We start from the raw sequence: 14,449 nt of genomic DNA, 5'->3' as shown, positions 1-14,449 counted from the left end.
TGGACGTGCGATCCAGGGGTCAAGTTCTCATGAAACTACCGACGCGCCCGAATGTGAACCGGTACGTCCACATCTTCGGGAAGTGCCGGATCGGGTACGACCGGCCCCCACGCGGTGACCAGCGGCAACACCCCGGCCCACACCGGAAGCGCGTAGTCGGCGTCGTCGTCCATCGGACCGCCTCTGCGGATCTTGACCGACGCCTCCTCCAGCGAGAGCGCCAGCACGGACGTGGCCGCGAGCTCCTTGCGGCTGGGCTGCCTGGCGTAGTCCCACTGGCCGGGGGCGAGCTGCTCGGTCAGCGCGCGCAGCCCGGCGAGGCGCTCGTCGGGGTCGGTGACCAGGCGGGCGCGGCCGTACACCATGGCGGAGCGGTAGTTGACGGAGTGGTGGAAGACCGACCTGGCCAGCACGATGCCGTCCGCGTGGGTGACGGTGACGCACACCTCGCCGCCCGCGCCCGCCCGCAGCGAACTGGCCCCGGTGGAGCCGTGCAGGTAGAGGGTGTCGCCGATGCGGCCGTACCCGGTGGGGATCACCACGGGATGGCCGTCGACCACCACCCCGAGGTGGCAGATGAGGCCGCTGTCGAGCACGTCGTACAGGTCGGCGCGGTCGGTGCTGCCGCGGTCCTTCTCGCGTCCGAGGGTGGTGCGCGGGGTGGTGGAGAGCATGCCCCAAGCCTGCCCCGAAGTGGACTTGTAGATTAGGGCCACTAAAACCGGAAATCTGGAGACCACTTCGTGCGTAGCCTCGTTGACCTGCCGATATCCCTGGACAGGGACTCGTCGCGGCCGCTCGCCGCGCAACTGGCGGGCCGGCTGCGCGAGGCGATGCTCGGCGGCACACCGGCGCCGGGCGAGCGGCTGCCCTCGACGCGCGGCCTCGCGGCGCAGCTCGGGGTGAGCCGTACCGTCGTCACGGAGGCGTACCAGCAGTTGTACGCCGAAGGCTGGCTGGACGGCCGCCACGGCTCCGGCACCTTCGTGGCCGAGTTCTCCCCGCCGCCGTCCCCGCCCAGGTCGCGGCCCGCCCCCCGGCACCGTGGCGAGGCGCACTGCGACCGGCCCCCGCGCCCCGGCGCGGTCATCGACCTCACGCCCGGCGCCCCGTGGGTGCGCGACTACGACCGCGCGGCCTGGAAACGGGCCTGGCGCCGCGCGGCGGAGCTGCCGCCCGGCGACGACCCCGACCCGTACGGCCTGCCCCACCTGCGCGAACTGCTCGCCGTCCACCTCAGGAGGACCAGGGCGGTGGCGGTCGGCGCCGAGAACATCCTGGTCACCCGGGGCACGGGCAACGGCCTCGACCTGGTGGCCCTCGCCCTGCTGGGCCACGGCGCCCGCGCCGGGGTGGAGGATCCCGGCTACCGGGTGGCGCGCAACGTCTTCGCCGCCAGGGGCGCGCAGGTCGTGCCGTGCCCGGCCGACCAGGACGGCGTTGTCGTGGACGGCCTGCCCGGCGACCTCGCCGTGCTCTACACGACGCCCGCCCACCAGTACCCGCTCGGCGGCAGGCTGCCGATCCCGCGCAGGGAGCGGTTGCTGGCCTGGGCCAGGCGCACCGGCGCGGTCGTCGTCGAGGACGACTACGACGCCGAGTTCAGGTACGACGTGGCCCCCCTGCCCGCCCTGTACGGCCTGGACCCGTCACAGGTCGTGCTGCTGGGGACACTGTCGAAGTCCCTGGCCCCGGACGTCGGGCTCGGCTGGCTGGTCGGCCCGCCGGAGCTGCTGGCGCGCGTCGCCGAGCTGCGGGAGGAGGTCGGCGACCGTACGAGCGGGCCGGTGCAGCAGGCGGTGGCGACGCTGCTGGCCGACGGCGACCTCGACCGGCACCTGCGGCGGATGCGGCTGGAGTACGCCAGGCGCCGCGCGGTCGTCGTCGAGACGCTCGGCGGCCTCTGCCGCCTGCGCGGGGACACGGCGGGCCTGCACGTGCTGGCCGAACTGCCCGAGCACGTGGTCGAGGACGTCGTCGCCGCCGCCCACGAGGCCGGCGTCCTGCTCGACACGACGCTGCGCCACCACCACGCCGCGCCGCGCGTCCACGGCCTGGTCATCGGGTACGGCTCGGCCTCCCTCGCCGACGTCGGGAAGGGCTGCCGCATCGTGGCGGAACTGATCGCCCCGGCCGTAGGACGGCGGTGAGGGCACGGTCGGCGTCCAGCGGGTCCACCATCGGGCATCTGAAAGACGGTGGATCCCCAACTGTTGTCGTTCGCACGGATACGCAACGTTACGCGCTCGTCGGCTGGTATTAGGGGGAGAATGGCGTTGTAATGAGGGACCATGACCGTACCCGGGATCGACTGGCCGAGACTGGTCACATGGATGGCGGCGCACGTCCCCGACGTGGGCGAGCCTGAATCCGTTTCCCTGATCTCCGGCGGGAAGTCGAACCTCACCTACCTGCTGCGGACCCGGAATCGCCTGCTGGTCCTGCGCCGTCCGCCGCTCGGTCACGTACTGCCCACCGCCCACGACATGCGCCGCGAGTGGCGGGTGGTCTCCGCGCTGGCCCCGACGCCGGTGCCGGTCCCCGAACCGGTCGCCTTCTGCGGCGACGAGAGCGTGATCGGCGCCCCCTTCTACGTCATGGGCCACGTGGCCGGAGCCTCGGTCAGGACCTCCGGCGAACTGGACTCGCCCTCGCCGCAGGCCACCAGGCGGCTGTCCGAGCGGCTGGCCGAGGTGCTCGCCGCCGTCCACGCCGTCGACTACCGCGCCGCAGGGCTGGGCGACTTCGGACGGCCGGACGGCTACCTCGCCAGGCAACTCGACCGCTGGTGCCTGCAGTGGGAGCGATCGAAGACCGCCGAGCGGCCCGACTTCGACCGGCTGGCCGCCCGCCTGCGCGAGCGGCTGCCCCGGAACTCCGCCGCGACGCTCGTGCACGGCGACTACCGGCTCGACAACACCCTCGTGCGCACCGCGCCGGAACCCGAGATCCTCGCGGTCGTCGACTGGGAGATGTCCACGCTCGGCGACCCGCTCGCCGATCTGGGCCTCACCCTGACGTACTGGCAGGAGCCCGGCGACGCCGAACGTGCGAGCATCCCCGTGGCGGGCGACGTGACCCTCGCGCCCGGATTCCTCGACGCGGCCGGATTCGCGGCCCACTACGCCAAAGTCTCCGGCCGGGATCTGTCCGATCTCGGGTTCTATGTCGGGTTGGGCAACTTCAAACTCGCCGTGATCGTCGAAGGTATTCACGCTCGCTTCCTTCAGGGCAAGACGGTAGGGGAAGGATTCGAGGAGATCGGCTCGGCCGTGCCCACGCTGATCACCCGTGCCCATCGCATGCTCGACCAGGAGGCCCCATGAGCAACGTCGCGCTCGTCACCGGAGCGGCCAGCGGCATCGGCGCCGCCGTCACCCGCAGACTCGCGGCCGGAGGAGCACGCTGCGTGCTCGTCGACCTCGACGCCGACGGCGCGCAACGGGTGGCGGAGGAGGTCGGCGGCGTGTGGCTGGCCGCCGACGTCAGCGACCCGGAGACCGCGCGGCAGGCCGTCGAACTGGCCAGGAGCACCTACGGCCGCCTCGACCTGGTCCACCTCAACGCGGGCATCTCCAGCGGCGTCGACTTCGCCGCCTTCGACCTGGCGCGCTACCGCAGGGCCGTCGGCGTGAACATGGACGGCGTCGTCTTCGGCGTCGAGGCGGCCGTGCCGCTGATGGCCGAGAGCGGCGGCGGGGCCATCGTCGTCACCTCCTCGCTGGCCGGGCTGGTCGGCTTCGGCGGCGACCCCGTCTACACGATGACCAAGCACGCGGTCGTCGGCCTGGTACGCGCGCTGGCCCAGCCGCTGGCCGCCGTGGGCGTCAGGATCGGCGCGGTCTGCCCGGGATTCACCGACACTCCGCTGGTGGCGGGCACCAGCGTCAGGGAGACCCTCGTCAGGGCCGGGTTCCCGCTGTTGAGCGCCGAGGAGGTGGCGGCGGCCGTCGAGTCCGCCTTCTACGCGGAGGAACCGGGCACGCTGCTGGTCGTCCAGCCGGGGATCCATCCGGTGCCGTACCGCTACGCGGGCGTTCCCGGCCCCCTCGGCGTGCAGCACCCTCCCGTGGCCGGGTGATGCGACGGGTCCGCAGGCGGCCTCGCCTCCCTGCTCCCGGTCGCGGGCCGGGCCGCCGGGGCGCACCGAGGCGGGGCCGGCCGTCGCAGCGGGCCGGGCCGCCGGGGCTCGGCGAGCGGGGCTAGCCGTCGCAGCGGGGTGCGCACAGGCGGCGTGCCATACCCTGCGCGAAGAAGTCCCTGACCTGCATGATGTTCCGGGCGATGTACGCCTCGCCGCCCGTCGCCCGCGCCAGCGCGTCCATCTGCGCCTTGCCGCGCGGCGCGTCCGGCCCGAAGGCGATCAGCAGGATGCTGACCGGCCGCTTGGGATCGTAGGTCTTCTTCAGGTAGCTCAGCAGTTCGGCGTCGGCGATGCCGCCCTCGGGGTCGTCGTTGCCCGCCCCGTCCGTGAGCACCACCACCGTGTTGATCTTGTCGTCGGCGTACTCCTTGGACATCTGGGCGTAGGCGGCCTTCAGCGTGTCGTTCAGCCCGGTGTTGCCGGTCGGCTTGACCTGCACCGCGCTGAGCTGCGACAGCAGCGCGTCCTTGCGCAGCACCCCGCCCGCCGACTCGCTCAGCGGGCCCACCGCCACCAGCTCCCGCCAGTCCTGGGTGCCCTCCAGATGCGTCGAGAACGCCCACACGCCGATCTCGGTGTTCGCCTCGAACAGCGACAGCCCCTCACCGGCGATCTTCGTGATGGCCTGCATGCGCGTCATCGTCGTGCCGGGCACCGGGTAGGCCATCGTGCCCGACACGTCCAGCAGCGCCAGCATCCGGGTGCCGAGGCTGAGCCGCGACCACGACTGGGACATCGCCGCAACCCGCTTCGGGTTGGGCCGGTTCAGCGCGGGCGGACGGGCCGGGTTGAACCCGCCCGCCTTGGTGAGCACGTCGCCGCCCGCCCGGCCGTCCGGGGTGCGGAAGCCCTGGCGCTGCAGCGTCTTCTGCGCGCTCTGCCCGCCCAGTTCCTTCTGGAAGGCCGCCGCCGCCTTCTGCCGCGCGGGGTCCTTCGTCGTGATCACCAGCGGGTAGTCGAGGCTCAGCGTGCCCTCGCTCGGGTAGAACGGCACGACCAGCGAGTCCGGCTTCTTGGAGTTGTGCGCGTAGACCGACTGCTCGGAGGTCACGCCGAGCGGCACCCGCTTGCCCGAGCGCACCCCGAGCGTCGCCAGCAGCGCCTCCGGGCTGGTCACCACCTGGTCGGACAGCTCCTTGAGCGCGCCCACCATCGCGTTGTCGTCGAGCTTGGCCTGCTTGGCCGCGCCGGCGGCGGCCAGCAGCGCGCCCAGCCCGGCGGAGTTCTTCTTCGGGTCGAGCGCCAGCACCCGCACCTTGCGCCCGGGGCCGTCGGGGTCGGCGACGTTCGCCGCCGAGATCATCGAGGCCCAGCTCGGCTGCAGCGCCCCGGACAGCTTGTCCGCCATCGACTTGGCGGCGGCCAGCACGATCGGCGAGTTGGCCACGGAACCGGACGGCTCGGGCAGCGCCGCGCCCGCCTTGGACGCGCGCGCCTCCGCCACCATGAAGGAGGAGTCGGCCACCCAGACGTCCGCGGTCACCTTGCCGGAGGCGAGGCCGCTCGCCGTGCGGAACGGGTTCTCGGCGGTGACCTTGACCTCGACGCACCTGCTGTCGATCGAGTGCAGCGACTTGTTGAAGCTCTTGGCGACCTTGCCGATCGCCGGCTGGATGTCGGGGGCCGCGACCACGGACAACTGCAACTTCCCGCCGGTGCAGTCGTGGTCGCGGGTGAAGATGACGAAGGCGGCCACACCCAGCAGCACCGCCAGCGCCACGGCTCCGGCCAGGGGGACGAGGACCCGGCCGCGTCCGCTCGGCGTACGGCGGCGCGGCGGCGGCTCGGCCGCCTGGGGTCCGTCATCGAGCTCGTCTGTGCGGTGTCGCCCCACGATGTCCTCTTCGGTGTCTCGAGATCTTGCGGAGATCCTGGCGGTCGGTGCTCCGCAATACTCCGGGAACGATACTCGGTGCACTTACTCCGGCAAAACACTGCGTTTACTGTGGGGATACCTTCGCGGGGCGCGCTCAGTGGCCGCAGACGTGTCCCTGCCAGGCACGAACGCCCTCGCGTACGGCCAGCCCGGCGAGGCCCAGCGCGATCAGCGGATCGGCCCACCACCAGCCGAGCGCGCCCAGTCCGAGCCCGGCGAGGACACCGCCCGCCATGGCCGCGCAGATGAGGTTCTGCGCCGCCTCGCCGGCGGTCGCGCCCGAACCCAGCCGGCGGGCCAGCCGCCGCTTGGCCAGCGCGAGCACGGGCATCCCGACCAGGCTGAGCGAGGTCACGACGATGCCGAGCAGGCTCGGCACGGCCCGGTGCCCGGCGTCGAGGTCGTGCAGCACGTGCACGACGAGGTAGGGGGCCAGCAGCCAGAAGCTCACCGCGACGGCCTTCTGCGCGCGTTCCTCCGCGATGTGCGAGAGCGTGCGCGAGCCGCTGAAGCGCCACAGGACGACCAGACTGGCCCCCGCCTCGACCAGGGCGGACAGTCCCCACCCGATGAGCGCGACGGAGTGCGCGGAAAAGCCCGCCAGGAGCCCCAGCGAGCTTTCCGCCGCCAGCCAGACGAGAGTCGCCACGCTGAGCGCCCGCGTCGTGCGGGCGTCGCGCAGCCATGCGGCTGAAGCGGCCGGATGCGCGTGAACCAGCTGGTCAGGCACCTTGAAACCCCCAAGATCACTCGCCCGGCCGTCAACAGCGCTGGGTAACTTACCCACTACTGTGAGTGCTCTAAGGGGTTTCGTGCAAAGAATCGGTAGGGTGACCCGGTGCCTTTCACGCCGAGTCACATCGCCGCGGTGCTCCCGTTCGTCTCGTCGTCGCGGCTGCGGAGGGTGCTCGACCCGTGGGCGCTGGCGTTCGGCGCGATGGTGCCGGACCTTCCGATCTTCCTGCCGTTCCTTCCGGAGTACGGCGACTGGCACTCCTGGCAGGGTGTTCTCACCCTCGATCTGCTCAGCGCCGTCGCGCTCGTCTACCTGTTCCACGGCGTGCTCAGGGAGCCGCTGATCGCCCTGCTCCCGCCGTCGCTGAGCGGCCGCGCCGCCTCGCTCGCGCCCTCGCTGCGCCTGCTGCCCATCGCGCTCGGCGCGGTCGCCGGCTCCGCCACCCACGTGCTCTGGGACTCCTTCACCCACTCCTACAGCGTCGAGGTGTGGGGCCTGGCCTTCTTCGAGACCCGCGTCCTCGACCTGCTCCCCGTCTACCGCGCGCTGCAGTACCTGTCCTCCGCCGTCGGGCTCGCCCTCGTCGTCGGGTGGGTCCTGCGCGGCCTGGCGCGGCTGCCCGCCGTGCCCGCCCCGGCCCACCTGTCCACCCCCTGGCCGGTACGGCGCGGCATCCTGCTCGGCGCCGTCGTCGCGACCGTCGTGGGCGCCGGGGTCTGGCCGTTGATCGACCACCCCGAGCACGGCAGCCTCGCCAGCGTGGTCACCCGCACCGGCGCGGGCACCGTCATCGGCTTCAGCCTGCTGCTGCTCGGCTACGCGGCCGTCTGGCAGGTCAGGCGGCGCATGGCAGTATCTGAAGGTGCTTGAGTACGTCACCGACGCCGCCGACCCCCGCCTCGCCGACTATGTGAGCCTGCGCGACGTCGAACTCCGCAAGAGCCTGGAGGCCGAGCGGGGCCTGTTCCTCGCCGAGGGCGAGAAGGTGATCCGCCGCGCGGTCGGCGCGGGCTACCCGGTGCGCTCGGTGCTCACCACGCAGCGCTGGCTGGCCGCGCTGGCCGACGTCCTCGGCGACAGCCTGGTGTACGTCGTCAGCGACGCGGTCATGTCGGGCATCGCGGGCTTCCCGGTGCACCGGGGCGCGCTCGCCTCGATGGAGCGCCTGCCGCTGCCGCCGGTCGAACGGGTGGCCGCCGCAGCCTCACGCCTGGTCGTCCTGGAGGATCTGGTCGACCACGCCAACATCGGGGCGATCTTCCGGTGTGCGGCGGCGCTCGGGGTCGGCGGGGTGGTGCTGTCGCCGCGCTGCGCCGACCCGCTCTACCGGCGCGCGGTCAAGGTCTCGATGGGCGCGGTGTTCTCGATCCCGTACGCCCGCATGGACGACTGGTACAACGGCCTCGCGGGACTGCGCGCCCAGGGCTACGAGTTGCTCGCGCTCACCCCGGACCAGGCCGCCGTGCCGCTGGACGAGGTCGTGATGGGGGAGCGGGTGGCGCTCCTGCTGGGATCGGAGGGCGACGGGCTGTCGTCGCGGTGGCTGCACGAGTCGCGGCCGGTGTGCATCCCGATGAGCCCACAGGCGATGGCGGCGGGCGTCGACTCGCTGAACGTGGTGGCCGCGGCGGCCATCGCCTGCCATGGCCTGATGCGGCGGGCGGGCTGACGGCCCCGCGTGAGGAGGTACCGGCGTTGACCCCCGCGACGCCGGTACCGCGCGGGGGTCAGCTCGCGGTGATCTGCTGCGTGGCGTGGTCGAGGAGCTTCTCCGCGTTCTTGAAACGCCGCTCGTTCTGGTCGCCGAGCACCACGCCGACGAACTGGCGGCCGTCGCGTTCGGCGGCGAACAGCAGGCAGAACCCGGCCGCGTTCGTGTAACCGGTCTTGACCCCGATCACGCCCTCGGCCTGCGTGAGCAGCTTGTTGGAGTTGCGCCAGGTGTAGGCCCGGTGCCGCGCGTTCTTGGCGATCCGGCGCACCTTGGTGGAGACGATCTCGGTGAACTTCGGGTTCCTGAGCGCGAGCTGGGCGAGCTTGACCTGGTCCACCGCCGTGGAGTAGCCGCCGCGCGACGGGTTGGGCAGGCCGTCGGCGTTGGTGTAGCGGGTGTCGGCCAGCCCGAGTTCGCGGGCCGCGGCGTTCATCTTGGCCACGAACGCGGTCCTGCCCGGCCCGTACTTCCTGGCCAGCATGTTCGCGGCGTCGGCGCCGGAGGGCAGCATCAGGCCGTACAGCAGTTCCTCGACGGTCATCTTGTCGCCTCTGCGCAGCCCGGCGATGGTGGCACCGTTGCGGATGCCGTGGCGGACGTCGGCGGCGGTGACGGTGACGAGGTCGCTCAGATTGGCCTCGCGCAGCACCACGTAGGCGGTCATCACCTTGACCAGGCTCGCCACCGGGACCTTGCGGGTCTCGCGCTTGGCGAAGTGGATCGTTCCCGATGAATCGACGAGATAGGCCTCCTTGGCGGCGATCGTCGGCGCCGAGGCGGCGGCATTGACGGCGGTGCCGCCGGTGACGGTGCCGCCGGTGGCAGTGGCGGTCGCGGTGTCGGTACGCGCATGCGCCGGAGCCGCCGAAAGGCCGACGAGCACGGCGAGTCCGGCGGAAGCGAAGATACCCCCAATATGCATGACAGATATGGTCGCAGGTGATCTTGGGTAGGTTTGCCGAACTTGACCCTATGGCGCGAAAACAAGCCCCTGATGGGGGTAAATGATCGTTACATCGGGCAAACCGGGGGGTTGATCATGCCAGGAAGATTCGTGATCTCGAAGGACAGGAAGGGCGAGTTCCGCTTCAAGCTCGTCGCGGGCAACGGCCAGACGATCGCGGTCAGCGAGGGTTACTCCAGCAAGGCGGCATGCGTCAACGGAGTGGAGTCCGTGCGCAGGAACGCCGCGGACGCGACCGTGGACGACCAGACGCCGGTCACCGTGTGAAGAGACGCCGGCCGCCGTCTGACGGGACGGCCGACAGAGCTCAGGCGGCCAGGGCCCTGTCCGCCCTGCGCCGTCTGCGCCGCACGATCAGTGCGACGGCCAGCGCGACCAGCGCCACGGCGGCGGCGCTCGCGCCCAGCGGCGAACTGGCCGCCAGTCGCAGCCATCCCCAGATCACCCCGTACAGGGCGAAGGACGTCACCGGCACCCAGGTCAGGCAGCCGAGCGCGCTGGCCACGACGTACCAGGCGTAGTTGATCCGCAGCACGCCCGCCACCCACGGCAGGGTGTGCCTGAGCACCGGCACCCAGAAGCAGCCGTAGACCGCGAGCGCGCCCCACTTCTCCACGACCTTCTCGACCCTGGCGATCTGCGCGCGCGGCAGGCGCCTGCCGATCTTCGACTCGTAGAGTCTCTCGCCGAGTTTGAACCCGATCCAGTAGTACGCCTGGAAGGCGGCGAACAGCGCGACGGCGCCGACGAGCACGATCAGCCAGTAGGGCAGGCCGAACACGGACGCCTCGGTCAGACCGCTCACCGACGCCACCCCCTGTTACATCAAATAAGGCCAGCCTAACCTTATTTGATCGTGCATGTTCCTGCCATACCGCCGGGCTGCAAGCCCCTGGCAAGCGGGCCACAACCCCCTTGGCGTACACCTGACGGTGACCGAGGAGGAACACCGATCATGACCATGGCGACCACGACCAAGCTGATCGTCGCCGCAGCCGCCGCCGTGGGCGCCTACGCCGGACTCTCAGCCTACGTCACGGCCGAACCCGCGCGGCCGATCACCCGTCCGGTCGCCGTGCAGGCCCGCACCGCCCCGGCCGCCGTCGCCGCGCCTGCGACCGCTCGCCTGGAGGCCGCCGCGCCCGGAACAGCCGCGTCTGGAGCCACCGTGCCCGGAGCCGCCGCGTCTGGAACCGCTGGCCGGGGAGCCACCGTATCTGGAACCGCCGGCCTTGGGGCCGCCGCGTCTGGCGCCGCCGCGCCGGCGACCGTCGGCGTGGGAGCTGTGGCGCCCGGCGCAGTCGGACCCGGCGCCGCCGTACTCGGGAAGGTGAGCGTCACCCGGATGCCGGACCGCGCCGCCTGCGACCCCGCCTACCTCGCCCGCAGCGTGCTCGACCCGAAGCCGGGCAGCACCCTGCTGTACCGGTGGCGGCTGGCCCGCTGGAACCCGGCCGAGCGGCGGTGGGCCTCCTACCTGACCGAGCACGCCGGATTCGGCGGCGTCCGCCGTACCGTCGAATGGGACGCCCGGATCCCCGGCAACCCCGGCTGGTACCGGGTCGAGCTCACCGTCAAGGGCGGGGAGACGATCAGGAGCGCCCGGTTCCGAGCGAGTTGCTGACCGAGCGCCGCGCGGCCTCCACCCAGCGCGGCACCCCGACCCGCTCGGCCACCTCCAGCGCCTTGCGGTAGTGATCGAGGGCGGCCTCCGGCTCGCCCAGCCTGATCGCCAGGTCGCCCAGCGTCAGCGCCACCGGCCACAGCGCCACGACCCCGGTGCCCGCACCCGCCACCCGGTCGGCGAACGGCCCCAGCTTGTCGTAGCAGTCGACCATCCGCTCGCGGTCGTCGAGCAGCATCCCGGCCAGCGCCCGCCAGGTCATGACCAGCTCGTACAGGAAGTCGGGCCGTACGGGCGGCCGGGTGGCGGCCAGTGCGGCGGCGTCCTTGGTGTGCCCGGCGCTGGCCAGCGCGAGCGCGTAGGCGTCGAGCGTCCACTTGGCGCCGCGCTGGTGCGCCTCGGCCAGCAGCCCGACCGTGTCGGCCGCCCGCCCGTCGACCAGGCGCAGGCAGAACGAGGTGATCAGCGGCAGGTCCTGGCGGCCTTCGAGCATGCCCGCCCGCGCGGTCATCCGCGCCGCGTCCCGATAGGCGCGCTCCGCGCCCGCGTAGTCGCCCGCGATCATCAGCCGCTGCCCCGCGTACCACGCCGAGACCGCGGCGGGCGCCGAGAGCTGGTACTGCTTGGCGAGCCGGTCGGCCGCCGCCGCGTGCCGGTCGGCCACCCCGAACTCACCGCGCGCCGCCGCGCACTCCAGCAGCACCAGGTGCGCGAGCGCCTGCGTGGCCATCTGCCCGGAGCGCTGCGCGACCTCCAGCAGTTCGCGCCCGATGCTCTCGCGGGTGTCGACCGCGGGGATGTCGTAGGACTGGCGCAGCCGCCCGCTCAGCGCCGCGGCGATGAGCACCGGGTCGCCGCTCTGCCTGGCCAGCTCCAGCGCCTCCAGCGACGCCTGGCGGCCCCGCTCGGGTGAGGAGGAGCCCTCGAGTTCGAGCGCGAGCGTGGTGAGCAGGCTCGCGCGCAGCGTCTGCTCCCCTTCGGGGAGCTCCATCAGCGCCTGCTCCGTGACGTCCACGATCTCCCACGCGGTGCGGGTGAAGTCGCGCGCCATGCCCTTGTGCGGTACGGCCAGCGACGCCGCCACCCGCGCCGTGATCTCCAGATTCTGCAGCGGCAGCGCGAGATCCATGGCTTGGCGGCGCAGCAGCCGCGCCGAGGTCATGTCGCCGCAGTGCGCCAGCGCCTTGATCTGGCGCAGCATGAGCAGCACCCGCTGCTTGGTGTCGCCGCCGGTGCGGTCGGAGGCGGCCAGCGCCTGCTCCCACAACCGCGCCGCCTCACGGAAGGCGAAGCGGCGCTCGGCCTGCTCGGCCGCGAGGCCCGAGTAGTGGACCGCCTTCTCCGCCACGTCGGCGAGGAAGTAGTGGTGGGCCAGCGCCGCCACGTCGGCCGGGTTGCGCGCCTCCACGACCTTGGCCACCAGCGCGTGCAGCCGCGTACGGCGCAGCCGCGACGCGTCGGAGTAGAGAGTGTCGCGCACCAGGTCATGGTCGAAGCGCAGCATCCCCGGCCCCGGCTCGGTGACGAGCCCGGCCAGCAGCGCCGCCTCGACGGCCTCGACGACCGCGTCCTCGTCGCCGCCCGCCACGTCGATCAGCGTGTCGACGTCCACGTCGCGCCCGATGACGGCGGCCTGGAGCAGGATCTGCTGGGCGGCGGCCGGCAGCCGCGAGATGCGCCGCCGCAGCACGTCGCGCACCCCGGTCGGCACCCGCGACAGTACCTCGGCCGCGGTCGCCTCCCCGGCGACGGCCTCGGAGTCGAGCAGCCGCACGGTCTCCCGCACGAAGAACGGATTGCCCCCGGTGCGCTCCACGATCGACTCGACCGCGTCCTCGCCGATCTCCCGCACGCACGTGGCCCGCACCAGTTCGGCCACCGCCTTGGGGTCGAGCCCGGACAGCGCGACCCGCACCGGCCCGAGCCGCGCCAGCGCCGCCAGCACGTCGGACTGCCGGTCGTCCAGTTCGCTCTCGCGGCAGGTGACGACGAGCAGTACCCGGCTGGTGGCCAGCAGGCTCGGCAGCGCCCGCAGCAGCGCGAGCGTCTGGTCGTCGGCCCAGTGCAGGTCCTCCAGTGTGATCAGCACGGGGGAGCGGCGGGCCACGCCCGCGAGGTAGCCGCCGACCGCGCGGTGCAGCCGGAACCCGGCGGAGACCTCGTCGTCGTCGGGATCGGGGTCGGCGTCGTCGAGCAGCGGGGCCAGCAGGTGGGAGTACTCGCCCGAGCCGGTCAGCCCGACGAGCGTGCGCAGGATCTCCACCCACGCCCAGCCGGGCGGGGTGGCCGTGGAGTCGGGGCAGGCGCCGGAGGCGGTCGTCCAGCCGTCGGCGGCCAGCCGCGCCTCCACCTGGCGCAGCAGCGTGGTCTTGCCCGCCCCGGCGACGCCGGCGACGATCGCGACCTGGAAGCGCCCGGTGCGCGCCCCGGCCTGGACCAGCCGCTGGAGTTCGGCGTCGCGGCCGACGAACGGCTCCGGCTCCAGCGGCGGCGGTTCGACGTGCGTGGCGGGACGCGGCGGCCAGGTGTCGGCGGCGGGATGCGCCGTCCGCGCGGGCCGGACGGCAGGGGCCAGTTCGAGTTCGGGCGCCTGGGCGAGGATGTCGGATTCGAGCTTGCGCAGCGCGGGGCCCGGGTCGATGCCGAGCTCGTCGGACAGGATGCCGCGCGCCCTGCGCAGCGCGGCCAGCGCGTCGCCCTGCCGTCCGCTGCGGTACAGGCCGAGCGCCAGCAGCCGCCAGCCCTCCTCGCGCAGCGGGTGCTCGGTGGTCATCGCCTCCAGGTCGGGTACGGTCTCCGCGTCGAGCCCCAGCCGCAGCCCGGTGTCGGCGTGCCGTTCCCGGGCGACCAGGCGCAGCTCGGTGAGCCGGTTGACCTCGGCCTCCGCCCACGGCTGGTCGGCGAAGTCCGCGTAGGGGGTGCCCCGCCACAGCCCGAGCGCCTTTTCGAGGAACGTCCGCGCCCCCGCCGGGTCGTCGTTCTCGACCCGCTCGCCGGCCGAACGGACGAGCTGCTCGAAGCGCAGCGCGTCGACCTGTTCGGGCGCCACGCGCAGCGCGTAGCCGGAGGCGACGGTGACCAGCAGCCGGTTGGGCCCGCCGCGCGGGCGGCCGGGTTCGAGCACCCGCCGCAGCCGCGAGATGTACACCTGCAGGCCCGACTGGGCGCCCTTGGCGTTGTCGTCCGACCACAGGTCGTACAGCAGTGTGTCGACGGGCACGACCTGGCCCCTGGCCACGAGGAGGCGGGCGAGGACGGCCCGCTGCCGCAACCCGCCGAGGTCGAGCTCGTCGTGTTCGTACGCCTCGACCGGCCCCAGAACCCGGAACGCCACCATGTCAGCCGCCACGCTATGCGCGCTTCCGAGGCGGGCACAAGGTCTTGATCCGGT

The 14,449-nt window shown here is 72.7% G+C and carries 13 protein-coding genes; 7 read left to right on the top strand and 6 right to left on the bottom strand.

Annotated elements, in window-relative coordinates:
- Positions 1-35 precede the first annotated feature (35 nt).
- The gene (locus tag ABD120_RS04780) at positions 36-674 is read right to left on the bottom strand and encodes a pyridoxamine 5'-phosphate oxidase family protein (protein ID WP_343948447.1); all 639 of its coding nucleotides are present in this window, start codon (positions 672-674) and stop codon (positions 36-38) included.
- A 69-nt stretch (positions 675-743) separates the two neighbouring features.
- On the opposite strand from ABD120_RS04780, the gene pdxR reads away from it, so the two are divergent.
- From pdxR to ABD120_RS04765, 3 genes are all read left to right on the top strand, one after another.
- The gene (pdxR, locus tag ABD120_RS04775) at positions 744-2,150 is read left to right on the top strand and encodes a MocR-like pyridoxine biosynthesis transcription factor PdxR (protein WP_343948446.1); all 1,407 of its coding nucleotides are present in this window, start codon (positions 744-746) and stop codon (positions 2,148-2,150) included.
- 141 nt (positions 2,151-2,291) lie between these two features.
- Entirely contained in the window at positions 2,292-3,326 is a 1,035-nt protein-coding gene (locus ABD120_RS04770) for a phosphotransferase family protein (RefSeq protein ID WP_343948445.1), read from the top strand.
- Entirely contained in the window at positions 3,323-4,081 is a 759-nt protein-coding gene (locus ABD120_RS04765; RefSeq protein WP_343948444.1) for an SDR family oxidoreductase, read from the top strand. The genes ABD120_RS04770 and ABD120_RS04765 overlap by 4 nt, the downstream gene beginning before the upstream one ends.
- Before the next feature lie 121 nt (positions 4,082-4,202).
- Here ABD120_RS04765 and ABD120_RS04760 read toward each other — a convergent pair whose 3' ends face one another.
- Positions 4,203-5,978 (bottom strand): substrate-binding and VWA domain-containing protein, encoded by a 1,776-nt coding sequence (locus ABD120_RS04760; protein ID WP_343948443.1) that lies wholly within the window; start codon positions 5,976-5,978, stop codon positions 4,203-4,205.
- 136 nt (positions 5,979-6,114) lie between these two features.
- Positions 6,115-6,750, bottom strand: coding sequence for a cation efflux transmembrane domain-containing protein (locus tag ABD120_RS04755; protein WP_343948442.1), 636 nt, complete (start codon positions 6,748-6,750; stop codon positions 6,115-6,117).
- A 108-nt stretch (positions 6,751-6,858) separates the two neighbouring features.
- Here ABD120_RS04755 and ABD120_RS04750 point away from each other — a divergent pair, with 108 nt between their 5' ends.
- Together ABD120_RS04750 and ABD120_RS04745 are read left to right on the top strand one after the other, a co-directional pair.
- The gene (locus ABD120_RS04750) at positions 6,859-7,626 is read left to right on the top strand and encodes a DUF4184 family protein (protein ID WP_343948441.1); all 768 of its coding nucleotides are present in this window, start codon (positions 6,859-6,861) and stop codon (positions 7,624-7,626) included.
- On the top strand, positions 7,619-8,425 hold the full coding sequence (locus ABD120_RS04745) for a TrmH family RNA methyltransferase (protein ID WP_425563922.1): 807 nt from the start codon (positions 7,619-7,621) through the stop codon (positions 8,423-8,425). The genes ABD120_RS04750 and ABD120_RS04745 overlap by 8 nt, the downstream gene beginning before the upstream one ends.
- A 58-nt stretch (positions 8,426-8,483) precedes the next feature.
- Here ABD120_RS04745 and ABD120_RS04740 read toward each other — a convergent pair whose 3' ends face one another.
- Complete coding sequence (locus ABD120_RS04740; RefSeq protein WP_343948440.1) at positions 8,484-9,392, bottom strand: D-alanyl-D-alanine carboxypeptidase family protein; 909 nt, start codon at positions 9,390-9,392, stop codon at positions 8,484-8,486.
- A gap of 132 nt (positions 9,393-9,524) precedes the next feature.
- Here ABD120_RS04740 and ABD120_RS04735 point away from each other — a divergent pair, with 132 nt between their 5' ends.
- A complete protein-coding gene (locus ABD120_RS04735) occupies positions 9,525-9,701 on the top strand; it encodes a YegP family protein (protein ID WP_343948439.1) in 177 nt (58 codons plus the stop codon).
- Between the two features lie 40 nt (positions 9,702-9,741).
- On the opposite strand, the gene ABD120_RS04730 is transcribed toward ABD120_RS04735, so the two are convergent.
- Positions 9,742-10,239 carry a DedA family protein gene (locus ABD120_RS04730; RefSeq protein ID WP_343948438.1) on the bottom strand — a complete coding sequence of 166 codons (498 nt, stop codon included), beginning with the start codon at positions 10,237-10,239 and terminating at the stop codon, positions 9,742-9,744.
- Between the two features lie 150 nt (positions 10,240-10,389).
- On the opposite strand from ABD120_RS04730, the gene ABD120_RS04725 reads away from it, so the two are divergent.
- Positions 10,390-11,058, top strand: coding sequence for a hypothetical protein (locus tag ABD120_RS04725; RefSeq protein ID WP_343948437.1), 669 nt, complete (start codon positions 10,390-10,392; stop codon positions 11,056-11,058).
- On the opposite strand, the gene ABD120_RS04720 is transcribed toward ABD120_RS04725, so the two are convergent.
- Positions 11,027-14,395 carry an ATP-binding protein gene (locus tag ABD120_RS04720; protein WP_343948436.1) on the bottom strand — a complete coding sequence of 1,123 codons (3,369 nt, stop codon included), beginning with the start codon at positions 14,393-14,395 and terminating at the stop codon, positions 11,027-11,029. The genes ABD120_RS04725 and ABD120_RS04720 overlap by 32 nt on opposite strands.
- Positions 14,396-14,449: the final 54 nt, after the last annotated feature.

Source organism: Nonomuraea longicatena, from assembly GCF_039525605.1.
Taxonomy (GTDB): Bacteria; Actinomycetota; Actinomycetes; order Streptosporangiales; family Streptosporangiaceae; genus Nonomuraea; species Nonomuraea longicatena.
The sequence above is the reverse complement of the archived record's forward strand: the minus strand, read 5'-3'. Positions and strand labels throughout refer to the sequence as shown.

What these genes read in the sequence shown, in the direction of transcription:
- ABD120_RS04780 (WP_343948447.1), bottom strand. Translation starts at nt 674, where the DNA reads ATGCTCTCCACCACCCCGCGCACCACCCTCGGACGCGAGAAGGACCGC.
- ABD120_RS04770 (WP_343948445.1), top strand. Translation starts at nt 2,292, where the DNA reads ATGACCGTACCCGGGATCGACTGGCCGAGACTGGTCACATGGATGGCG.
- ABD120_RS04725 (WP_343948437.1), top strand. Translation starts at nt 10,390, where the DNA reads ATGACCATGGCGACCACGACCAAGCTGATCGTCGCCGCAGCCGCCGCC.
- ABD120_RS04765 (WP_343948444.1), top strand. Translation starts at nt 3,323, where the DNA reads ATGAGCAACGTCGCGCTCGTCACCGGAGCGGCCAGCGGCATCGGCGCC.
- ABD120_RS04740 (WP_343948440.1), bottom strand. Translation starts at nt 9,392, where the DNA reads ATGCATATTGGGGGTATCTTCGCTTCCGCCGGACTCGCCGTGCTCGTC.
- ABD120_RS04720 (WP_343948436.1), bottom strand. Translation starts at nt 14,395, where the DNA reads ATGGTGGCGTTCCGGGTTCTGGGGCCGGTCGAGGCGTACGAACACGAC.